This window comes from Rhodococcus sp. JVH1 (genome assembly GCF_000280725.2).
GTDB lineage: Bacteria > Actinomycetota > Actinomycetes > Mycobacteriales > Mycobacteriaceae > Rhodococcus_F > Rhodococcus_F jostii_A.
In genome coordinates, this window is record NZ_CP166289.1 from 6,899,703 (window position 1) to 6,922,061 (window position 22,359).

Below are 22,359 nucleotides of genomic sequence, written 5' to 3' on the forward strand. Positions count from 1 at the left end.
GACGTGGCAGAGGAACACGGCGGGCTCGACTGGTTGCGGGGTCGCAGCGTCCTCGTCGCCGGTGCGGGTGTCTCCGGCCGGGCCACCATCGAACCTCTTCGTGACCTCGGTGCGCTCGTCACCGTGACCGACGCGAACGTCGACGCTCTCGCCGAGTGCGCGCGGCTCGGCGCCGCGACCGTCCCGATCGACGATCTGCTCGCCGAGCGGGACCGGGTCGCCGAGTTCGCGCTGGTCGTGACGAGCCCGGGGTTCCGCCCGGACGCGCCGCTGCTCTCGCTCGCCGCCGGGGACGGGGTACCGATTTGGGGTGACATCGAGTTCTCGTGGCACGTGGACCGGGCCGGGCTCTACGGCCCGCCGCGGCGGTGGCTGGTGGTCACCGGCACCAACGGCAAGACCACGACGACCTCCATGCTGCAGTCCATCCTCGAGGCGGCCGAGCTGCCGAGTCTGGCCTGCGGCAACATCGGGATTCCGGTCCTCGACGCCCTGCGGCAGACCGAGCCACGGGCGGAGGCGCTGGCGGTCGAACTCTCGTCGTTCCAGCTGCACTGGGCGCCGTCGGTCCGGCCGACCGCAGGTGCGATCCTCAACATCGCCGAAGATCATCTGGACTGGCACGGCGGGATGCAGCCGTACATCGATGCGAAGGCCCGCGCCCTGACCGGTGAGGTCGCGGTGCTGGGGCTCGACGACGAGGTTGCGTCCTCCCTGTTCTCCTCGTCCCCCGCAGTCCGGACCCTGGGTTTCCGGTTGGGTGTGCCGGCGCCGGGCGAACTGGGTGTCGAGGACGGGTATCTCGTCGACCGCGCGTTCGCGGACGGCGAGCGGCTGGCCCCGGCCGAGGGGATCACCCCGCCCGGGCCTGCCGGACTGATGGACGCCCTGGCCGCGGCGGCTCTGGCCCGGGCGATCGGAGTTCCGCCGGACGCCGTCGCCGCAGGTCTGGCCGCCCACGTCGTGGGCCCGCACCGCGCGGCACTCGTCGCCGAGGTCGGGGGCGTGACGTTCGTCGACGACTCCAAGGCCACCAATCCGCACGCCGCCCGCCCGTCGATCCTCGCCCACGAGCGGGTGGTGTGGATCGCCGGTGGTCTGCTGAAGGGGGCGCGGGTCGACGACCTCGTCCGGGAGGTGGCTAGTCGCCTCGCCGGCGCCGTCCTGCTGGGCCGCGATGCGATGCAGATTGCAGAGTCCCTTGCGCGACACGCCCCCGAGGTTCCCGTGGTCACTGTCGAAACGGGAGACGATGCAGGTGTGAGTGCAGTCCCGCAGACCGCGACGCACCGGGTGGTGCTGCCGGCGGACACCGACAGCGACGCCGTGATGGGTGTCGTCGTGCGTGAGGCGGCGGCGCTGGCAACGGCAGGGGATTCCGTCGTCCTGGCGCCCGCGGCGGCGTCGCTCGACATGTTCGCCAGTTACGGCCACCGGGGGGACAGCTTCACGGACGCCGTAGGCAGGCTCGACGCGTCGGACATCTCCAGGACGCTGCGATGACCTCCGCCGGAGCCCGCACCCGACGCGCCCCCGAGGGACAGCGGTCCCCGGCTCGCACGGCGGCCGCCCCCGGTGTGGCGAAGCGTGCACCGTCCGGTCCCCGTACCCGCACGGCGCCTCCGCGCGGCCCGCGCACCCGGATCGGGGCCTGGCTGTCGAGGCCTCTGGCGTCGTTCCACCTCGTGGTCACCATCGCGTTTCTGCTGACGGTCCTCGGCCTGGTGATGGTGCTGTCGTCCTCGAGCGTCGAGGCCTACGCCTCCGACGGTTCGGCGTACACCCTCTTCACCCGGCAGGCGCTGTTCGCGGCTCTCGGGCTTTGCCTGTTCTACGCGGCGCTGCAGATCCCGGTCCGGGTGATGCGCGCCCTGTCGTTCCCGGCCTTCGCGGTCACGATCATCCTGCTGGTCCTGGTCCTCATACCGGGTATCGGCACCGTGTCCCAGGGCACCCGCGGCTGGTTCGTCGTCGCGGGATTCTCGTTGCAGCCCGCCGAGCTCACCAAGATCGCGCTGGCCGTGTGGGGTGCGCACATCCTGGCGTCGCGGCGCAGCGACATCTCCAGTATCCGGGACATGCTCGTTCCGCTGGTGCCGGCCGCGCTCGTCGCGTTCGTCCTGATCATCCTGCAGCCCGACCTCGGCACGACGGTCTCGCTGGCCATCATCCTGATGGCGCTGCTGTGGTTCGCGGGCCTGCCGCTGAAACTGTTCGTCGCCATCCTCGGCACCGGTTTCGGCGGAATCGTGATCCTCGCGCTCACCGCGGGCTACCGCTCCGCTCGCGTGCGCGAGTTCCTCAATCCCGGTTCCGACCCGCAGGGCATCGGGTACCAGTCGCGGCAGGCGATGTATTCGCTCGCGGACGGCGGGATCCTCGGGCGAGGGCTGGGGCAGAGCCGCGCGAAGTGGAGCTACCTGCCGAACGCCCACAACGACTTCATCTTCGCGATCATCGGCGAAGAGCTCGGATACCTCGGCGGCGCCGCCGTCCTCGGTTTGTTCGGACTGTTCGTGTACACGGGCCTGCGCATCGCGGCCCGATCCGCCGACCCGTTCCTGCGCCTGCTCACCGGAACGGCGACGGTGTGGATCACCGGACAGGCATTCATCAACGTGGGGTACGTGATCGGGCTGCTGCCCGTCACCGGCCTGCAGTTGCCGCTGGTATCGGCCGGCGGAACGTCGACGGCCACCACACTGTTCATGTTCGGCCTCGTCGCCAACGCGGCGCGGCACGAACCGGAGGCGGTCGCGGCGCTGCACTCCGGGCAGGACGGCCCGTTCGGTCGCCTTCTGCGCCTCCGCAAGCCGGAGGCGTATTCGCCGGTGCGGGCCGACGCGGCACGCGCCGAGGCGGTGCGCCGCGCCGAAGCCCGCCGACGGGCCGGTCGCGAGATGGCCCCGCGCACCCGCAGCGTCACATACGAGAAGGGCCGCCCCGAACGCGTCAAGGGCCGCACCCCCGAACGAGGTGCACGTCAACAGCGAAGCTCGGGTGGCCGAGCAGGAGAGCGAGGATTTCGTAGGTGAACGGCGACAAGTCCACCCTGTCGGTGATCGTGGCCGGTGGTGGTACCGCCGGGCACATCGAACCGGCTCTGGCAGTGGCCGATGCGATCAAGGCGATCGACGACACCGCGGTGGTGACCGCTCTCGGCACCGCGCGCGGCCTCGAAACCACCCTGGTTCCCGAGCGGGGCTACCCGCTCGAGCTCATTCCACCGGTGCCGCTGCCCCGTAAACCCACCCTCGACCTGCTGTGGCTTCCCGGCCGGGTGCGCGCGTCGGTGCGCCGCACCCGCGAGGTGCTCGACGCGACCGGCGCCGACGTCGTCGTCGGGTTCGGCGGGTACGTCGCGCTGCCCGCATATCTGGCGGCCGGGCCCGGACTGCTCCGCCGCAGGCGCCGCATTCCGATCGTGGTGCACGAGGCGAACGCCAGCGCCGGGATCGCGAACAAGATCGGTGCCCGCCGCGCCGCCCGGGTGCTGGCCGCGGTCGCCGGTTCCGGAGTCTCCGCTCGCGGCCGCTCGGATGCGGAGATCCTCGGGATCCCGGTCCGGGCGTCGATCACCGCTCTCGACCGGGCGGCTCTGCGCGCGGAGGCGCGCGCACACTTCGGGCTCCCCGCCGACGGTCCGGTGCTGCTCGTCTTCGGCGGCTCGCAAGGGGCGCGGTCGCTCAACGAGGCCGTCTCGGGCGCGGCGGAGTCGCTCGCCGCGGCCGGTGTGGCCGTTCTGCACGCACACGGACCGAAGAACACCCTCGACGTTCCCGCGACACCGGGCGGCCCGCCGTACGTGGCCGTTCCCTACCTGTCGCGGATGGACCTCGCGTATTCGGCTGCGGACGCGGTGATCTGCCGGTCGGGTGCGATGACGGTGGCGGAGGTGTCGGCGGTGGGACTTCCCGCGGTATACGTGCCGCTGCCCCACGGCAACGGGGAGCAGGAACTGAACGCGCGACCGGTGGTCGCCGCCGGAGGTGGAATGATTGTCGCCGACGGAGACCTGTCCGCCGGATTCGTCGCGGAGACCGTGATCCCTCTGCTGCGCGACCCCGCACAGCTGGAGGACATGGGACGACGCGCGGCCGGCGCAGGTCACCGCAGCGCAGCCACCGAGGTTGCGCGCATCGTGCTCGACGTGGCCGCGCTGACAAGGGGAACCCGATGACCGACCTGCCCGCGGAGTTGGAACGAGTCCACATGGTCGGGATCGGCGGCGCCGGAATGTCCGGAATTGCGCGGATCCTGCTGGCCAGGGGAGGGCAGGTGTCCGGATCGGACGCCAAGGAGAGCCGCGGCGTCCTCGCCCTGCGTGCCCGCGGCGCGCAGGTCCGCATCGGCCACGACGCCGGCGCGCTCGACCTGCTGCCCGGCGGCCCGACCGTCGTGGTCACCACCCACGCCGCCATCCCGAAGGACAACCCGGAACTGGTGGAGGCGGCCCGGCGCGGGATTCCAGTGATCCTGCGACCCGCGGTGCTGGCATCGCTGATGCAGGGGCACCGCACCCTGCTGGTGTCCGGCACCCACGGCAAGACGTCGACCACGTCGATGCTGGTAGTGGCGCTGCAACACTGCGGTTTCGATCCGTCGTTCGCGGTCGGCGGCGAACTCAACGAGGCCGGAACCAACGCGCACCACGGCAGCGGCGACGTGTTCGTCGCGGAGGCCGACGAGAGCGACGGTTCGCTGCTCCAGTACGAACCGGACGTCGTCGTCGTCACCAACGTCGAAGCCGACCACCTCGACTACTTCGGCAGCACCGAGGCGTACATCCAGGTGTTCGACGATTTCGCGGCCCGTCTGTCGCCTGGCGGTCTGCTCGTCGCCTGTCTCGACGATCCGGGGTCCGCGGCGCTCGCGCAGCGGGTGGCGGCGCGAGGGCTGCCCGGTGTGCGGGTGCTGGGATACGGCAGCGCCGAGGACGCGGACGGGGCCTTCGCTTCGGTCGACGGCGTCGAGGTCGGCGCGCGACTGCTGAGTTTCGAGGCCAGGGACGTCGGCGGAGTACTGCAATTCCAGCTGGCCGGGGAGCAGTCGCCGAGGACGGTCCGCATGGGTGTGCCCGGCAGGCACATGGCGCTCAACGCGCTGGCCGCTCTCCTCGCCGCCCGGGAGGCAGGCGCCGACGTGGACGAGATCCTCGAAGGCATCGCCGGATTCGGGGGAGTGCACCGCCGGTTCCAGTTCACCGGCCGCGAGCACGGGGTCCGCGTGTTCGACGACTATGCGCATCACCCGACGGAGGTGCGTGCCGTGCTCGGCGCCGCCGCCGATCTGGTGCGCCAGCCCCACGAGGCCGACCGCCGCGAGTCCGAGGACTCGGTGCGCAGCGGGAAGGTCATCGTGGTGTTCCAGCCCCACCTGTATTCCCGCACAGCAACATTCGCGGAAGAGTTCGGGCACGCCCTGGATCTCGCCGACGAGGTCGTGGTCCTCGACGTGTACGGCGCGCGGGAAGAACCTCTCCCGGGCGTCAGCGGCGCCCTGGTCGCGCTGTCGGTGTCGAAGCCGGTGCACTACCAGCCCGACCTGTCGCAGGCACCGCGGCAGGTCGCGGCACTCGCATCCCCCGGGGACGTGGTGATCACCATGGGTGCCGGTGACGTGACGATGCTCGGCAACCAGATCCTCGACGCTCTGCGTGCGGCTCCGCACCACCACCCGTCGCGATGACGCGGGAGCGTCGGGGCCGGTCCGAGCGGCCGGACCGCCCTGTCCGCCGCGACGTCCAGCGCAGTCCGCGGCCGGGGGCTGCGGCCGGTGCCCGCGCGACGGCGAGCGATCGGACGTCCTCGCGTCGGCGCACCTCGACGGTCACCGACCCCGGAACGAGACGCACCCGCGAATCGGCTTCGGCGGCACGGAAGTCCGCGGTGGCGGAGACACCGCGGCGGCCGTGGTACCGGAGGCCGGCGGTGATGGGCGCCGTCGGTGTCGTCGTGGTCGTGGCGCTCGGTCTCGTCGCCTGGTTCACGCCGCTGCTGTCGGTGCGGAAGACTGATGTCGCGGGGGCGGCGTCGATCTCCGAGGAGCAGATTCGCCAGGTGCTGGCGGTGCCGCAGGGGCAGCCGTTGCTGCGTGTCGACACGGAGGGCGCGGCTCAGCGGGTGGCCGCGATCCCGAAGGTGGCGTCCGCGCGCGTCCAGCGGGTGTACCCGTCCACCATCCGGGTCACGGTAACCGAGCGGGTGCCCGTCGTGTTCGTCGACAGCCCCGGCGGCACCCATCTGCTCGACGCGGAGGCCGTGGACTACGAGATCGCACCGCCGCCGCCCGGGGTGCCGCGTCTGGTGACTGGGTCGCCGGGGTGGGGCGACCCGTCGACGGAGGCGGCGATCGAGGTGCTGGAGTCGATGCCGCCTCAGTTGCGCGGTCAGGTGGGACAGGTTGCCGCGAAGTCGATTTCGGATATCTCGGTGACGCTGCTCGACGGTCGGATCGTGGTGTGGGGCGGTACGGAGAAGTCCGAGCGCAAGGCTGCGGTCACCCTGCCGCTGCTCACCCAGCCCGGGCAGACGTACGACGTGTCGAGCCCCGACCTGCCGACGGTGCGGTGAGGGGGCGTGACCCGGATGCGAAAGAGTTGCGGGCGAGTTCGTCAAATAACTCGGCGCGTCTCGGCGCGCCTAATGGCGTATCCCTATGCCGGTGCATAGCGTTTCGCTCTAGTCGGGCAGCACTTGACATAACCGTAACCCTATGGTTGAGGTTGAGGGTTCAGGCTGGACTGATCTGTACGAAAGCGTGATACACACTCATGGAAGGCGAGAGCCGATGACGCCCCCGCACAACTACCTCGCCGTAATAAAGGTCGTCGGCATCGGCGGCGGCGGCGTGAACGCAGTCAACCGGATGATCGAGCAGGGACTCAAGGGAGTCGAGTTCATTGCCGTCAACACCGACGCGCAAGCGCTGCTGATGAGTGACGCCGACGTCAAGCTGGACGTCGGCCGGGAACTCACCCGCGGGCTCGGCGCCGGCGCGGATCCCGAAGTCGGCCGCAAGGCCGCAGAAGACCACAAGGACGAGATCGAGGAAGTCCTCAAGGGCGCCGACATGGTGTTCGTGACCGCAGGCGAGGGCGGCGGCACGGGTACCGGTGGCGCACCGGTCGTCGCGAGTATCGCGCGCAAGCTCGGAGCCCTCACGGTCGGTGTCGTCACCCGGCCCTTCTCCTTCGAGGGCAAGCGCCGCGGCGGCCAGGCCGACACCGGCATCCAGTCGCTGCGCGAATCGTGCGACACCCTCATCGTGATCCCGAACGACCGCCTCCTGCAGCTCGGCGACGCCGCCGTCAGCCTCATGGACGCGTTCCGCAGCGCCGACGAGGTGCTGCTCAACGGTGTCCAGGGCATCACCGACCTCATCACCACCCCCGGTCTGATCAACGTCGACTTCGCCGACGTCAAGGGCGTCATGTCCGGCGCCGGTAGCGCGCTGATGGGCATCGGATCCTCGCGCGGCGAGGGCCGGGCCATCAAGGCCGCGGAATCAGCGATCAACTCTCCGCTGCTCGAGGCGTCGATGGAGGGTGCGCGCGGCGTGCTGCTCTCGATCGCCGGCGGCAGCGACCTCGGCCTGTTCGAGATCAACGAGGCGGCGTCGCTGGTGCAGGAGGCTGCCCACATCGACGCGAACATCATCTTCGGCACCGTCATCGACGATTCGCTCGGCGACGAGGTGCGGGTCACCGTCATCGCCGCCGGGTTCGACGGCGGCGCCCCAGCGCGCCGGCCGGTCGAGTCGGGCGCTGCCGGTCGCAGCGCCATCGGTGCCGGGCGCGCGGGCGAGGTCGGACAGTCGGCCGACCAGCAGCACAGCGAGCCGATGTCGGTGACCCGCGAGACGATCAGCTCCCACCAGAGCCCGAGCAGTCTGCCGCCGCTTCCGGGAAACGGTCAGTCCCGCGCGGTGCCGGTGTCCGACGAGGAGGGTGAAGACGAAGTCGACGTGCCCTCCTTCATGCGTCGTTGAGTTCACCGTCCGCCCCCGATTTCAGGGTTCGCCGGGTCGTCACCACCCGTGCCGGAGGGCACTCCGTCGCGCCGTACGACACGTTCAACCTCGGTGATCACGTCGGCGACGATCCGGCCGCGGTGGAGGCGAACCGGCGTCGACTGGCAGACAACATCGGCGTGGCCTTCGACCACCTGATCTGGATGGAGCAGATCCACAGTCGGAACGTGACCGTGGTCGACGGGCCCACCGACGTGCCGGTGCCCGCCACGGACGCACTGGTGACGACGGTTCCGGGGCTCGCACTCGCGACCCTCAGCGCCGACTGCGTCCCGGTGCTGCTGTCCGACGACGAGGCCGGGGTGATCGCCGCCGTCCATGCCGGCCGGATCGGCGCCCGCATCGGCATCGTTCCGCGGGTGCTCGACGTCATGGTCGAGCAGGGTGCGCGGATCGGCCGGATCGGCGCATTCCTGGGTCCGGCGGCGAGCGGCCGACAGTACGAGGTCCCCGCGGCGATGCAGGCCGACGTCGAGAAGTTCCTTCCCGGCAGCGCCACCCGCACCGTCAAGGGAACCCCCGGCCTCGACCTGCGGGCCGGCCTGCGGAAGCAACTGCTCGATGCGGGTGTCGCGGGGGTGGCGGAGGATCCGCGCTGCACCATCGAGGACCGGACACTGTTCAGTCATCGCCGGGAGGCCCCGACCGGTCGGCTCGCGGCGGTCATCTGGATGGATACTGGGCAAGACAGCGTGTGACGACGACCGCCGACGGCGGTGAGGATTCGGTGTGGGAGTGGAAACGATGAGCAGGGTCGGGGAGATCGAGGCTGCGCTCGGCACCGTGCGCGCACGGCTCGACGCGGCGTGCCGGGTCGCCGGTCGCGACCCCGCGGACGTGTCGCTGCTGCCCGTCACCAAGTTCTTCCCGGAATCCGACGCGCGGATCCTGTACGACCTCGGGTGCCGCGAATTCGGGGAGTCGCGGGAGCAGGAGGCCACGGCCAAGATTGCGGAGTTCCGCACCGTGGTGACGGATTCGTCGGTGCGGTGGCACATGATCGGACACCTCCAGCGCAACAAGGCGAAGGCCGTCGCGCACTGGGCGTACGCCATCCATTCGGTGGACAGCGAGCGGCTCGTCGGCGCACTCGGCCGCGCGGCCACGACGGCGCTCGAGGCGGGGGAGCGGCCCGAGCCGCTGCGGGTGCTGCTGCAGGTCAGTCTGGACGGCGATCCGCAGCGCGGCGGTGCCGCGATCGCAGACCTCGAACGCCTTGCCGCGCAGGTGCAGTCGTCGCCGGGACTCGAATATCGCGGGTTGATGGCGGTTCCGCCGATCGATGCCGATCCGGACGCCGCGTTCGAGGAATTGCAGAAGATTCACGCGCGGCTCAGGCGCGACCATCCGGATGCGACGGACCTCTCAGCGGGCATGACGAATGATCTCGAGCACGCTGTCCGACACGGGTCGACGTGCGTGCGTGTCGGAACCGCGCTGTTGGGTTCGAGGCCTATAACCTCGAAATAGATCGCCCAGGTGATCGCCAACCCGTCCACACCGCTGCGACCGGTCGCAGTTGGATCCTGTCCGCCGCGCCAAGGAAGGTCGATCAATGAGCAGTCTGCACAAGTTCAAGGCTTACTTCGGCATGGTTCCCCTCGACGACTACGAGGACGAGTACCTGGACGAGCCGGAACCTGCGCGCAGGCCTGCTCGACCGGCCCGCGACAGTGGACGTGATCCGTACCTCGACCGCGACGACCGTGACTTCGCCGAGCCGGCCTTCAGTAAGGCCGCCTACGCTCCCGGCCGCCGGGACGACATCGACGACGACTTCGACCGGTACGACGGCCCCCGGCACTCGTCCCGGGTCGAACCCGTGGCCGTCCGGTCGGCCCGTCCCAGCGCGAGCGGTGCGGTGCGCGGCAGCACCCGTGGCGCGCTGGCCGTCGACACGCGGTCCGAGCGGGTGGAGAGTCGTCGCGGACCCCTCTTCGACGAAGGTGGGCCGCTGTCCAAGATCACCACGCTGCGCCCCCGCGACTACGGGGAGGCCCGCACGATCGGCGAGCGGTTCCGTGACGGCACCCCCGTCATCATGGACCTCGTCGAAATGAGCAACGCCGACGCCAAGCGCCTCGTCGATTTCGCCGCCGGACTGGCCTTCGCGCTGCGCGGGTCCTTCGACAAGGTGGCCACGAAGGTGTTCTTGCTCTCACCCGCAGACATCGACGTGTCCGCCGAGGAGCGTCGCCGCATCGCGGAAACCGGCTTCTACAGCCAGAAGTAAACCGGGGAGCGGGGGAAACGACCATCGGGATCCGAACGTCCGTAACGACGCGGGCCGCGGCGGCTGTGGCGGAGAAAGCCCTGGCCACGCGGCTCGTTTTGATCGGCCGGACATTCTCAGGCAGAGTGAAGGTGTGGCCTTGTTCTCGGTGATCTACTTGATACTGTTTGTCTTTTGGCTGCTACTCATCGGCAGAATCATTGTCGAGTTCGTACGGACCTTCGCACGAGACTGGCGACCAACCGGCGTCGTGGTCGTCATTCTCGAGGCGATTTTTACGGTCACCGATCCACCGGTCAAACTGCTACGGCGGTTGATCCCCCCGATCAATCTCGGTGGGGTGCGGTTGGATCTATCCATCATGGTCTTGCTGTTCATCGTCTTCATCCTGATGTCGATCGTTCAGGGACAAGCGCGTGCTACGGGTCTGGTGTGACAGAATGGACCCCATTGATCCAGTCTTGATTCACCGTTACGTAGACTGCGCTGTAACTGAATGCTTGCTAGACCGCCAAATGACGCGTGAAGGGATCCTTCCATGCCGCTGACTCCCGCTGATGTGCACAATGTCGCGTTCAGCAAGCCACCGATCGGTAAGCGGGGCTACAACGAAGACGAAGTCGATGCGTTTCTCGACCTCGTCGAGCAAGAGTTGTCGCGCCTGATCGAGGAGAACGCCGACCTTCGGCAGCGAGTAGGGGAGCTCGACAAGGAGCTCGCCGATGCGAAGAAGGCTCCACGCTCCGGGTCCGCAGCACCGGCTCCCGCTCCGAAGGCGGAGCCGGCTCGTGTCGTCGAGCAGCCCAAGGCTCCCGCGCCGGCACCGGCTCCCGCCGCTGCGGCCGCGGCCGCTCCCGCGCAGGGCGCCGACGCTCACATGCAGGCCGCCAAGGTTCTGGGTCTCGCCCAGGAGATGGCGGACCGTCTCACGAGTGACGCGAAGACGGAGTCCGAGCAGCTGCTCGGCAACGCGCGCACCAACTCGGAGCAGCTGGTCAGCGATGCACGGACCCGTTCCGAGACGATGATCGCGGACGCCCGCCAGAAGTCGGAAGCACTGATCACGGACGCTCAGACCCGTTCCGAGACCCAGCTGCGACAGGCCAAGGAGAAGGCCGACGCGCTGCAGGCGGACGCGGAGAAGAAGCACACCGAGATCATGGCGACGATCAACCAGCAGCGTTCCGTGCTCGAGGGTCGTATCGAGCAGCTCAAGACGTTCGAGCGCGAATACCGTGTGCGCCTGAAGTCGTACCTGGAGTCGCAGCTCGAGGAGCTGGAGCAGCGGGGATCCGCGGTTCCGGTGGACGGCGGTCAGGATTCGTTCGCGCAGGGTGGATCGCAGTCCAATTACAGCCAGTCCTACGCCAAGGGCAATAGCTGACTGAGCGCGCGGTAGTTGCCCAGCCAGCGGCCCGGATAGAGGTTGAGCCGTGCTGGTCGTGACACTCGCTCTTGCAGCGGTGGGGTTCGCTCTCCTGGTGGTGGCTCTCATGACCGGTTCGGTCGTGTGGGCCTGGGGATGCATCGTGGTATGCGTCGCCGGAGCGGTCCTGCTGCTCGTCAGCGCCCTCGCAGGCAAGAAGGCGGCGGCCGTTCCGGGGCAACCCGCGAGCGGTGTTCGCGCTGACCGCGGTCCCGCACGGGACGCGGACACGAAGCCCGGATCCGACGAGGGCGACTGAGCTGCCGTATCCCGGTGGCGGCTAGACTGCATTCAGCGAACAATTCATTAATCGAGTTACGGGGCGACGATCCGGCCATCACCGGGGAGCCTTTCGGAAGAACGGCCGGCACGCCGGCTCAGTAGAACCGAACGGGTGGGCCCGTCACAGCCCGGCACCGAGAGGCGCCCTCCGGGGTGCAAGCGGGGTGGTACCGCGGTGGTGACGCAGGAGGCGTCTCCGTCGTCCCCGTGCCGAGTACGTCAGGCACGAGGAGATCGCGGTGACCGACACCAGCAGCGTGACCAGCAGCAACGAGTCCTACCCCAAGGTCGACTACGGCGTCTCGCAGGATGCGGGTGTCCGGTTCCCTCAGATCGAGCAGCGTGTGCTGGCCGGCTGGGACGAGGACGACACCTTCCGGGCGTCGGTCGCCCAGCGTGACGACGCCCCCGAATTCGTGTTCTACGACGGTCCGCCGTTCGCGAACGGTCTCCCGCACTACGGCCACCTCCTGACGGGGTACGTCAAGGATCTGATCCCGCGGTTCCAGACCATGCGCGGCAACAAGGTCGAGCGCCGATTCGGCTGGGACTGCCACGGACTGCCCGCCGAACTCGAGGCGGAGAAGCAGCTCGGCATCAAGGACAAGTCCGAGATCGACGTCATGGGTCTCGAGAAGTTCAACGAGTACTGCAAGTCTTCCGTGCTGCGCTACACGGACGAGTGGCGCGACTACGTCACCCGTCAGGCGCGGTGGGTCGACTTCGACAACGACTACAAGACCCTGGACCTCGACTTCATGGAGTCGGTCATGTGGGCGTTCAAGGAACTGTTCGACAAGGGCCTGATCTACCAGGGTTTCCGTGTGCTGCCGTACAGCTGGTACGAGCAGACGCCGCTGTCGAACCAGGAGACCCGGCTCGACGACGCGTACAAGATGCGCCAGGACCCCGCCGTCACGGTCGACATGCCGCTGCACGGCGAGGGCCCGCTCGACGGCGCCAACGCGATCATCTGGACCACCACGCCGTGGACGCTGCCGTCCAACCTCGCGGTCGCAGTGCACCCGGACATCGACTACGTCCAGGTGACGGGCGCCGACGGCAAACGCTACGTGCTCGCCAAGGATCGGCTGGGGCACTATGCCCGCGAACTCGGCGAGGCGCCCGAGGTGCTGTCCGAGCACAAGGGTGCGGACCTCGTCGGGCTCCGCTACGACCCGCCGTTCGACTTCTTCGTCGGTCACGAGAACGCGCACCGCGTCATCTCCGCCGACTACGTCACCACCGAGTCCGGTACCGGAATCGTCCACCTCGCACCGGCTTTCGGTGAAGAGGACATGGAGTACTGCACGGCGAACGGGATCGAGATCGTGCAGCCGCTCGATCCGGGCGGCAAGTTCACGGCGATGGTGCCGCCGTACGAGGGTCTCCAGGTGTTCGACGCGAACCCGGTGATCATCAAGGACCTCAAGGCTGCTGGAAAGTTGCTGCGGCACGAGACGATCGAGCACTCGTACCCGCACAGCTGGCGCAGCGGGCAGCCGCTGATCTACATGGCGGTTCCGTCGTGGTTCGTCGCGGTCACCAAGTTCCGCGACCGCATGGTCGAGCTGAACCAGGACATCACGTGGGTGCCCGAGCACATCCGCGACGGACAGTTCGGCAAGTGGCTCGAGGGCGCCCGCGACTGGAACATCAGCCGCAACCGGTACTGGGGCAGCCCGATTCCGGTGTGGGTGTCCGACGACCCGGCGTACCCGCGCACGGACGTGTACGGCTCGCTCGACGAACTCGAGCGCGACTTCGGGGTGCGGCCGACGGATCTGCATCGGCCGATGATCGACGACCTGGTGCGCCCGAACCCGGACGACCCGACCGGGAAGTCGATGATGCGGCGTGTCCCCGAGGTCCTCGACTGCTGGTTCGAGTCCGGCTCGATGCCGTACGCGCAGGTGCACTACCCGTTCGAGAACCGTGAGTGGTTCGACGGCCACTTCCCGGGCGATTTCATCGTCGAGTACAACGGGCAGACCCGCGGCTGGTTCTACACGCTGCACGTGCTGGCGACGGCGCTGTTCGATCGTCCCGCCTTCAAGACCGTTGCGGCTCACGGCATCGTCCTGGGTGAAGACGGACTGAAGATGAGCAAGTCCAAGGGCAACTACCCGGACGTGAAGGAGGTGTTCGAGCGGGACGGCTCGGACGCCATGCGCTGGTTCCTCATGTCCTCGCCGATCCTGCGCGGCGGGAACCTCGTCGTCACCGAACAGGGCATCCGCGAGGGTGTCCGGCAGGCGCTGCTGCCGCTGTGGAACGCGTGGAGTTTCCTGCAGCTGTACGCGCCGACGTCCGGTGAGTGGCGCACGGATTCGACGAACGTCCTGGACCGGTACATCCTCGCGAAGCTGGCCGGAACCCGGGACGCCATCACCGGCGCGCTCGAGACGAACGACATCGCCGGGGCGTGTGACGAACTGCGCACGTTCTGCGACGCGCTGACGAACTGGTATGTGCGGCGGTCGCGTTCGCGCTTCTGGGACGAGGACAAGGACGCCGTCGACACCCTCCACACGGTGCTCGAGGTGGTCACCCGGCTCGCCGCTCCGTTGCTGCCCCTGATCAGCGAGGTCATCTGGCGGGGACTGACCGGCGGACGGTCCGTGCATCTTGCGGACTGGCCGGCCCACGGTCAGCTGCCGGCGGATGCGGAGTTGGTGTCGGCGATGGACGAGGTGCGGTCGGTGTGCTCGACGGTGCTGGGACTGCGCAAGGCGCAGAACCTCCGGGTGCGGCTGCCGCTGCCCGAGGTGACGGTCGCGTCCGACGACGCGGAGCGCCTGCGCCCGTACCTGGGTCTCATCGCCGACGAGGTCAACGTCAAGAAGGTCGACCTCACCACCGACGTGGACGTGCACGGCCGGTTCGAGCTCGTCGTCAACGCGCGCGCCGCGGGACCGCGCCTCGGCAAGGACGTGCAGACCGTCATCAAGGCCGTGAAGGCCGGTGACTGGTCGGAGAATTCGGACGGCGTCGTCGTCGCGGCGGGGATCGAGTTGCTGCCGGAGGAATACACGCAGCGGCTCGTGGCCGCCGAACCGGAGTCGACGGCAGCCCTGCCCGACGGGGCCGGTCTGGTCGTCCTGGACTCGGCGGTTACCGAGGAACTGGAAGCCGAGGGCTGGGCGAAGGACCGGATCCGCGAGTTGCAGGACGCGCGGCGCGCCGCCGGGCTCGAGGTGTCCGATCGGATCACCGTCGTCCTCGACGTGCCCGAAGAGCGGCGGGACTGGGCGCTCGCGCACCGCGAGCTGATCGCGGGCGAGATCCTCGCCGTCGAACTGGAACTGGCCGAGGCGCCGGGCGACGCCGTCGAGCTCGGTGAGGGTGTGCGGGCGGCGATCGCGAAGGCGTGACCTGTCGTACCGGGCGGGTATTTTGCACCAGGTGAGTCGTCGGTGGGTGCTGCACCTCGACATGGACGCGTTCTTCGCGTCGGTCGAGCAGCTCACCCGGCCGACGCTCCGCGGCCGCCCGGTTCTCGTCGGTGGGCTCGGCGGGCGCGGCGTCGTCGCCGGCGCCAGCTACGAGGCGCGGGTGTTCGGCGCGCGTTCGGCCATGCCGATGCATCAGGCCCGCAGGCTGGTGGGTCCCGGTGCGGTGGTGCTGCCGCCGCGGGGTCGCCTCTACGGCATGTTGAGCAAGTCCGTGTTCGACGCGCTCCGCGGCCCGATGCCGGTGCTCGAGCAACTGTCGATGGACGAGGCGTTCGGCGAACCCATCGAGCTGGCCGGGGCGGATGCGGGCACGGTGCAACGCTATTGCGAGGGACTGCGCGCGTTGGTGCTCGAGGAGACGGGACTGGTCGCGTCCATCGGTGCCGGGTCGGGCAAGCAGGTGGCCAAGATCGCGTCCGGTCTGGCCAAACCCAACGGGATCACGGTGATTCCGCCGGACGAGCAGCATGCGGTGCTGGACGAGCTTCCGGTGCGGAAGCTGTGGGGCATCGGCCCGGTCGCGGAGGAGAAGCTGAAGCGGCTCGGCATCGAGACCATCGGCGGTTTCGCGCGGACCCCGGAATCGGAGGTGGCGTCCATTCTGGGCACCACGGTCGGACCGGGCCTGCACCGGTTGGCGCAGGGCATCGACAATCGGCCGGTCGCCGAACGCGCCGAGTCCAAACAGGTCAGTGCGGAGACGACTTTCGCCACCGACATCGTCACGATGGCGGAGTTGCGCGGTGCCGTCGAGTCGAGCGCGGCGTCCGCGTTCGGGCGTCTGCAGAAGGACGGCCGGGCGGCGCGGACGGTGGTGCTGAAGCTGAAGAAGGCGGACATGAGCGTCGTGACGCGCTCGGTGACGCTGCCCTACGCGACCCTCGACCGTCAGATCCTCGTCGCGGCGGCGCAGCGCCAGGTGATCGATCCGCTGGAACTCGGGCCGGTGCGTCTGGTCGGGGTGGGATTCGCCGGACTGTCGACGGTCCGCCAGGGCTCGCTGTTCCCCGAACTGGACCTGGACGTCCCGGGTTATCAGGAGTCGAAGATCACGGTGGCGGGCGCCGACGACGGCCTCTCCGCGCCCGTTCCGGCACCCGCCCGGGCGATCGACACCCGGTGGCATCCCGGTCTCGACGTGACGCACCCGGACTTCGGTCACGGCTGGGTCCAGGGGGCGGGCCACGGTGTCGTGACAGTCCGATTCGAAACGCGCACAACGGGTCCGGGGAAGGCGCGGACCTTCAAGGAGGACGACGCGCAACTCGAACGGGCCGATGTGGAAGGCTCGCTCGAGTGACCGGACCCACCGCCCGGACGAAGGAGTGGAGACCGGCTCCACGAGAAGGTAGCCTCGGGCGCTGATGCTTACCCTTGGGTAATGTTGGCCCGGGTAGCGATAGATGCTCAGATCGTCCGAGAACGAACACCGAGAATGAAGAGGTTATTGAGTTGAAGCTTCGTAAGATCACGGTTGCCGGAGTAGCAATCGCCGCAGCCCTCACGATGTCCGCGTGTGGCTCCGACGAGAGCGACACGGCGACCAAGACCACGACGACGACTTCCGCAGCTGCCGAGACCTCGGAAGCCATCGAGGTGCCCACCGCGGCCGATCTCAACGCGCTTCTGGTGCAGGGCCTCGATCCGGCCACGCCGCTCGAGGTCAAGTCCGCGATGGTCGAGGGCTCGGAGCAGGATCCGGAGCTCATCAACCAGGTCGCTGCCGCAGCCAAGGCGAACAACGCCGAGGTCACCGTTCTCGACCCGGTCATCGACAACGGCGACGGCACCGCCAGCGGCCAGCTGCAGCTGACCGTCAACGGCCAGGTCCAGCAGGGTGGCGTTCCGGCCATCTTCGTTCCCGGCGAGAACGGAACGTGGAAGCTGTCGAAGATCACCGCATGCCAGATCGTGTCGCTCGCGCAGCTGACCTCGCCTGCATGCCCTGCCTGATTTCAGGCCGAACCGCGCGGTCCTGACGGATCGCCGCGTTCTGGCACCGATGCCGGTGTCCCCTCGGGGACACCGGCATCGGTCGTTCGTGGCCTGGTCTCAGCCGGCGGGTGCGGGTGCGAGCTTCGCGACGGCGGTGCTCGTCAGGTCGCCGAAGACGCCGGCGTCGATCGGGTCCTGGCCCGTCGCGACCAGCTGCGTGACGGTGCTCCCGACGACGACCACCACCACATCCGAGACCAGACTGACGCCCTCGCTGGTGGTGACGAGCCGGAACGCCACCGATGCGTCGCCCGCGGGCTGCTGCTCGCGGCCGCCGACCCGGTACTGCACCTGCACGCCGTCGGCGTCCGTGCCGGTGTACTCGGTGCATCCCGCCAGCCGGTCCTGCACCGCCGTGAACGCCGCGGAGGCGTCGGCGCCGGTACCGTAACTGGCCGCGTCCTGGTCGATGGTCGCGAAGCCGGGGCCGGTGAACCAGCCGGACGCCGCCGCCACCGCGCCCGCACGCTGATCCGCGACGGGCGACAGCACGGCGCCGCATTCCGCCGGATTCGTGCTCGACTTGTCGGAGTCCGCCGACTCCGACGCCGGAGGCAGCCCCAGATCCTCCTCGGGATCGGGCACCGGGGTGAAGCCGACGGGAAGGTCCCCGACGTCGAGGAGGGCCGCCTTCAGCGCGGCCCGATCGGCGAACGGTGCGCCCGCCGCGTCCGGCGCTGCGGTCACCACCGGTCCGAGCGGCGCCAGTGAGGCGTCGCCGGACGCGTTCGACGAGCACGCCGACAGCGCGAGCACCGCGAACAGGGAACAGGATGCGGCGACGGTTCCGCGGCGCATCAGGAACCCCACCGGACCGAGTTCGAGGTGGTCTGGTGCAGGCGGGTGGAGCCGTCGGGGTCGCTGTACTCCTGGTCACCGCCCACGGTCACCGTCCCGGTGACGGGCAGCGGCAGGCCGAGGTCGACGGTCATGGTGCCCGAGCCCTGCATCACGTACTGGTCGACGTTCAGCGTGCCCGCCTCCCCGGGCAGCTCCCAGACGGGTGACTTCGGCTTCTGGTCGATCGTGTAGTCGACGGTGAGGCGGTTGCCGTCCCGGGCGGTCAGGGTGGCCACCGTGGTCTGGTCGAGGGCGATGCCGCTCATCACCTGCTGGCGGATCGTCCACTGGGCGCCCACCCCGACGGGCTCCGCCGGAAACGGGACCGTGCGGTACACGGCCTGGTAGAAGGCCTGCTCTATCGCGGAGCGGGCGATGTCCTGGGCTTCGGCGTCCGGACGCAGTCGCAGTGCGGTGATCGCACCGGTGGGGTCGACGGTGAACCCGGCGCCCGAACCGGCACTGGCCTCGAGCGCGCTGCCGAGCCGGTCGTCGGGGCTGGTGACGTCACCGAGCGTGAGGTCGACGGTGGTGCCGCCGTCCGTGTCGTCGGTGGACTGCCCGACGGCGGCGGTGAGGGGGAGTGTGATCTCGGGTGAGGAGAAGTCCTGGGCGGGCTGGTCGTCGATCTGCTGGAACACCTGCGCGTCGGTGATCAACTGCACTTGCTGTGTGACCCCCACCGGCGGTCTGCGCTGGATCACCTCGCGCGGCTCCTCGCCGGGCTGGATCAGTTCGACGGTGGTCGCGGAGATCGGGACGGTCACTTCGGCGGGAGTGGACGTGGACCCTGCGGGGCTCGACTCCGAGGAGTCGCCGTCACCTCCGCACCCGGCGGTCAGCGCGACCAGGGAGAGGGTTGCGGCGAGTAGGCAGAATCCGGGTCGCAGAGCGTTCGAGAACAGTGGCACGCCCCCAGGTTAGTGCGCGCGGGAGCGCGTGAACGGAGGCTTGCCTCCGTAGTGGATGATGAACGGGTGAGTCAAGACCCCACGGCAGAGAACGAGACCGACGCCGAAGACCGAAACGACGATGACCCGTCCGGCAGCGCACCGCCGCAGCCGGTGACGCATCAGCGCAGGCTGCTGCTGTTCGTGATCGCAGGTGTCGTCCTGGCCACGGACCTGCTGACGAAGATCCTCGCCGTCGCGAACATCGAGCCCGGCCGGCCGGTCTGGTTGATCGGGGACATCGTCTCGCTGCGGCTCGTGCGCAACCCGGGCGCGGCGTTCTCCATGGCCACCGGCATGACGTGGCTGCTCACGCTCGTCGCCGTGGGTGTGGTGATCGGCGTCGTCCGCATCGGCCGCACGCTGCGGTCGCCGTGGTGGGCGCTCGGTCTGGGGCTGGTACTCGGCGGCGCCCTCGGCAACCTCGTCGACCGGTTCTTCCGGGCACCGGGAGTGATGCAGGGTCACGTCGTCGATTTCGTGTCCGTCGGCTGGTGGCCGGTGTTCAACGTGGCGGATTCCGGCATCGTGTGCGGTGCGATCCTGCTCGTGGTGCTCACCCTGATCGGGCTGGAACCGGACGGAACACGTAAGGGGGTAGAGAAGTGAGGGAAACACGGTCGATGCCGGTCCCGGACGGGCTCGAAGCGATGAGGGTCGACGCCGGACTCGCTCGACTGCTCGGTCTGTCGCGCACCGCGGTGGCTCAGCTCACCGAGGAAGGTTCGGTGCTCGTCGACGGCGCACCCGTCGGCAAGTCCGATCGCCTGTCCGCAGGCGCCTGGCTCGAGGTGGAACTGCCCGAACCGCCGCGTCCGCTGACCATCGAGGCGGAGCCCGTCGAGGGCATGGAAATCCTGTACGCCGACGACGACGTGGTCGCCGTCGACAAACCGGTCGGTGTCGCCGCCCACGCCAGCGTGGGCTGGACCGGTCCGACGGTGATCGGCGGTCTCGCCGCCGCAGGCTTCCGGATCTCGACGTCGGGTGCGCACGAGCGCCAGGGCATCGTGCACCGGCTGGACGTCGGCACGTCCGGAGTGATGGTGGTGGCCACGTCGGAACGCGCCTACACACTCCTCAAGCGCGCATTCAAGCAGCGGACCATCGACAAGCGGTACCACGCGCTGGTGCAGGGGCACCCGGATCCGAGCAGCGGAACCATCGACGCGCCGATCGGCAGGCACCGCAGCAACGACTGGAAGTTCGCCGTCACCGCGGACGGCAAGCCCAGCATCACGCACTACGACACGGTCGAGGCGTTCCAGGCGGCGAGCCTGCTGGACATCCACCTCGAAACGGGCCGGACCCATCAGATCCGCGTCCACTTCGCCGCACTGCGGCACCCGTGCTGCGGCGACCTCACGTACGGGGCCGATCCGCGGCTGGCGGAACGTCTCGGGCTGGAGCGGCAGTGGCTGCACGCCCGGTCGCTCGGGTTCGCGCATCCCGCGGACGGGCGGTGGGTCGAGATCACGTCCAAGTACCCGAAGGATCTCGAGGACGCTCTCGGGGTTCTGCGGGCGAGCTGAGGTGAGGGTCCCGCACCCGAGCGGTCCCGCGGTGCCGGCAGCGCTCACCGCCGTCGTCCTGATCGCGGTGACGGTCGTGCTCGGAGCACTGCATCCCGTCCGGCGCGCACCCGTGTCGACGGACAGCCTGGGCCCGGACAACGGGGAAGTGGTGGCCGACTACCTGGCCCGGGCGGACCGATCGCTCGACGCGGCGGACGGGCGCCGAGAGCGCTGGGCGCTGGTGTCGTTCACGCGTCCGGTGACGACGCACGTCGTCGGGGACGTTGCGTCCGGCACCCGCGTGTCGCAGGTGCTCTTCCGCGTGCCCCTGGACCGGGTGCAGACACCCCTCGTTCCCGTGTCCGTCGCGGCAGGCGATGCGGCCCTCGCACGGGCGAGTGTCCTGGCCGCCGGACGCGCCCAGGCGATGACGGGCGAAACGGAGCGGCAGGCGCAGATCGCGGCGGTGTCGTCGGCGGTACTGGCCCGGAACTGCGCGTGCGTGATCGGTGTCGTCGTCCGCGGTGATCACGAAGCCCTCACCGCGCTGCGGTCCGCCCCGGACGTCCGGGCGGTCGAGGCGCTCGGAGCCGACGCCGTCGCCGGGCGGTTCGCCGTGCGCCCGCTGTTGCCCGAGCAGGTCGAGACCGTCGTGCCCGGCCCCGATGACGGGCTCGTCCCGGGGAGCGGTTCGTGAAGGCGAGGCACGCGGAAACCGTGGGTGCCGCATGTGGAGTCGGCGCCTACGTGCTGTGGGGGGCGTTCCCGGCGTTCTTCGGATTGCTCGGCCCGGCCGGGTCGGTGGAGATCCTCGCGCACCGGGTGGTGTGGACGCTCGCGCTCATGTTCGTCGTTCTCGCGGTCTCGGGCCGGCTCCGGTCGCTGCGCGGGCTGAGCGTGCGCACCTGGCTGCTGGTCACCGCCGCGTCGACCGCCATCGCCGTGAACTGGGGCACCTACATCTACGGGGTCACGTCGGACCGGGTGGTCGAGACCGCGCTCGGCTACTTCATCAACCCGTTGGTGAGCGTGCTGCTCGGGGTCGTGATCTTCCGGGAGCGGCTCGTCCCCGCCCAGATCGTCGCCCTCGCGCTCGCCGCCGTCGCGGTCATCGTGATCACGGTCGATTACGGGCATCCGCCGTACATCGCGCTGACCCTGGCCGCGTCGTTCGCGCTGTACGGACTGTGCAAGAAGGTGGTGCCGCTCGATCCGCGGACGAGCCTCACCGCCGAGGGGATCGTGGCCGCGCCCGTCGCGGTCGGCTATCTCGTGTTCCTGGCCCTCACCGGGGCGGGCACGTTCCTCGGGTTCGGGTCCGGTCACACCCTGCTGCTGATGGCCGCGGGACCGGTGACGGCCCTGCCGTTGTTGCTGTTCGGCGCGGCCGCGCAACGGGTGCCGTTGCGCACACTCGGCATGCTGCAGTACCTGACGCCGGCGCTGCAGATGGCGTGGGGCGTCGCGGTTCTCCACGAGGACATGCCCGCGTCGCGGTGGATCGGTTTCGCGCTGATCTGGGTGGCACTCGCGATCTTCAGTACCGATGCGCTGGTACGGGTCCGGCGCGAGCGGCGAAGGACCGAGCCGTCCCAGGCGCCCGTCCAGTAACTCGCGTCACGACTTCGCCGAC

At 69.4% G+C, this 22,359-nt stretch carries 21 protein-coding genes; 19 read left to right on the forward strand and 2 right to left on the reverse strand.

Annotation, left to right across the window (positions count from 1 at the left end; genetic code table 11):
- The first annotated feature begins 3 nt into the window (after positions 1-3).
- The 15 genes from murD to JVH1_RS32340 all read left to right on the forward strand — a co-directional run bounded on the left by murD (position 4) and on the right by JVH1_RS32340 (position 17,380).
- Positions 4-1,503 carry a UDP-N-acetylmuramoyl-L-alanine--D-glutamate ligase gene (murD, locus tag JVH1_RS32270; protein WP_009473739.1) on the forward strand — a complete coding sequence of 500 codons (1,500 nt, stop codon included), beginning with the start codon at positions 4-6 and terminating at the stop codon, positions 1,501-1,503.
- Positions 1,500-3,035, forward strand: a complete 1,536-nt coding sequence (gene ftsW, locus JVH1_RS32275; protein ID WP_009473738.1) for a putative lipid II flippase FtsW — start codon at positions 1,500-1,502, stop codon at positions 3,033-3,035. Before murD ends, ftsW begins: the two co-directional genes overlap by 4 nt.
- A complete protein-coding gene (gene murG, locus JVH1_RS32280; protein WP_009473737.1) occupies positions 3,032-4,180 on the forward strand; it encodes an undecaprenyldiphospho-muramoylpentapeptide beta-N-acetylglucosaminyltransferase in 1,149 nt (382 codons plus the stop codon). The genes ftsW and murG overlap by 4 nt, the downstream gene beginning before the upstream one ends.
- Positions 4,177-5,688, forward strand: coding sequence for a UDP-N-acetylmuramate--L-alanine ligase (gene murC, locus JVH1_RS32285; RefSeq protein ID WP_009473736.1), 1,512 nt, complete (start codon positions 4,177-4,179; stop codon positions 5,686-5,688). The genes murG and murC overlap by 4 nt, the downstream gene beginning before the upstream one ends.
- The gene (locus tag JVH1_RS32290) at positions 5,685-6,572 is read left to right on the forward strand and encodes a cell division protein FtsQ/DivIB (RefSeq protein WP_009473735.1); all 888 of its coding nucleotides are present in this window, start codon (positions 5,685-5,687) and stop codon (positions 6,570-6,572) included. The genes murC and JVH1_RS32290 overlap by 4 nt, the downstream gene beginning before the upstream one ends.
- A 217-nt stretch (positions 6,573-6,789) precedes the next feature.
- The gene (gene ftsZ / locus JVH1_RS32295; protein ID WP_009473734.1) at positions 6,790-7,989 is read left to right on the forward strand and encodes a cell division protein FtsZ; all 1,200 of its coding nucleotides are present in this window, start codon (positions 6,790-6,792) and stop codon (positions 7,987-7,989) included.
- A complete protein-coding gene (gene pgeF / locus JVH1_RS32300; protein ID WP_009473733.1) occupies positions 7,986-8,729 on the forward strand; it encodes a peptidoglycan editing factor PgeF in 744 nt (247 codons plus the stop codon). Before ftsZ ends, pgeF begins: the two co-directional genes overlap by 4 nt.
- A gap of 46 nt (positions 8,730-8,775) precedes the next feature.
- Positions 8,776-9,501 carry a YggS family pyridoxal phosphate-dependent enzyme gene (locus tag JVH1_RS32305; protein WP_043778131.1) on the forward strand — a complete coding sequence of 242 codons (726 nt, stop codon included), beginning with the start codon at positions 8,776-8,778 and terminating at the stop codon, positions 9,499-9,501.
- Between the two features lie 85 nt (positions 9,502-9,586).
- Positions 9,587-10,264, forward strand: a complete 678-nt coding sequence (locus JVH1_RS32310) for a cell division protein SepF (RefSeq protein WP_009473731.1) — start codon at positions 9,587-9,589, stop codon at positions 10,262-10,264.
- A 133-nt stretch (positions 10,265-10,397) separates the two neighbouring features.
- On the forward strand, positions 10,398-10,700 hold the full coding sequence (locus JVH1_RS32315; protein WP_005247609.1) for a YggT family protein: 303 nt from the start codon (positions 10,398-10,400) through the stop codon (positions 10,698-10,700).
- Positions 10,701-10,802: 102 nt separating this feature from the next.
- Entirely contained in the window at positions 10,803-11,648 is an 846-nt protein-coding gene (locus JVH1_RS32320; RefSeq protein ID WP_009473729.1) for a DivIVA domain-containing protein, read from the forward strand.
- Between the two features lie 49 nt (positions 11,649-11,697).
- Positions 11,698-11,949, forward strand: a complete 252-nt coding sequence (locus JVH1_RS32325; protein WP_009473728.1) for a hypothetical protein — start codon at positions 11,698-11,700, stop codon at positions 11,947-11,949.
- A gap of 262 nt (positions 11,950-12,211) precedes the next feature.
- Positions 12,212-15,346: an isoleucine--tRNA ligase gene (ileS, locus tag JVH1_RS32330; protein ID WP_009473726.1), complete on the forward strand. Its 3,135-nt coding sequence runs from the start codon at positions 12,212-12,214 to the stop codon at positions 15,344-15,346.
- Positions 15,347-15,392: 46 nt separating this feature from the next.
- Positions 15,393-16,727, forward strand: coding sequence for a DNA polymerase IV (locus JVH1_RS32335; protein ID WP_009473725.1), 1,335 nt, complete (start codon positions 15,393-15,395; stop codon positions 16,725-16,727).
- 152 nt (positions 16,728-16,879) lie between these two features.
- Entirely contained in the window at positions 16,880-17,380 is a 501-nt protein-coding gene (locus tag JVH1_RS32340) for a hypothetical protein (protein WP_005247603.1), read from the forward strand.
- 99 nt (positions 17,381-17,479) lie between these two features.
- Here JVH1_RS32340 and JVH1_RS32345 read toward each other — a convergent pair whose 3' ends face one another.
- Both JVH1_RS32345 and JVH1_RS32350 read right to left on the reverse strand, forming a co-directional pair.
- Positions 17,480-18,220: a sensor domain-containing protein gene (locus JVH1_RS32345; protein ID WP_043778204.1), complete on the reverse strand. Its 741-nt coding sequence runs from the start codon at positions 18,218-18,220 to the stop codon at positions 17,480-17,482.
- On the reverse strand, positions 18,220-19,173 hold the full coding sequence (locus JVH1_RS32350; protein ID WP_009473723.1) for a hypothetical protein: 954 nt from the start codon (positions 19,171-19,173) through the stop codon (positions 18,220-18,222). Before JVH1_RS32350 ends, JVH1_RS32345 begins: the two co-directional genes overlap by 1 nt.
- A 51-nt stretch (positions 19,174-19,224) precedes the next feature.
- Here JVH1_RS32350 and lspA point away from each other — a divergent pair, with 51 nt between their 5' ends.
- From lspA to rarD, 4 genes are read left to right on the forward strand one after another with little or no spacing between them, the layout of a single operon-like run.
- On the forward strand, positions 19,225-19,821 hold the full coding sequence (lspA, locus tag JVH1_RS32355) for a signal peptidase II (protein ID WP_009473722.1): 597 nt from the start codon (positions 19,225-19,227) through the stop codon (positions 19,819-19,821).
- Entirely contained in the window at positions 19,818-20,744 is a 927-nt protein-coding gene (locus JVH1_RS32360) for an RluA family pseudouridine synthase (RefSeq protein ID WP_029537355.1), read from the forward strand. The genes lspA and JVH1_RS32360 overlap by 4 nt, the downstream gene beginning before the upstream one ends.
- 1 nt (position 20,745) lies before the next feature.
- On the forward strand, positions 20,746-21,423 hold the full coding sequence (locus tag JVH1_RS32365) for a hypothetical protein (protein WP_011594213.1): 678 nt from the start codon (positions 20,746-20,748) through the stop codon (positions 21,421-21,423).
- Positions 21,420-22,337, forward strand: coding sequence for an EamA family transporter RarD (rarD, locus tag JVH1_RS32370; protein WP_009473719.1), 918 nt, complete (start codon positions 21,420-21,422; stop codon positions 22,335-22,337). Before JVH1_RS32365 ends, rarD begins: the two co-directional genes overlap by 4 nt.
- The last annotated feature ends 22 nt before the right edge of the window (positions 22,338-22,359 follow it).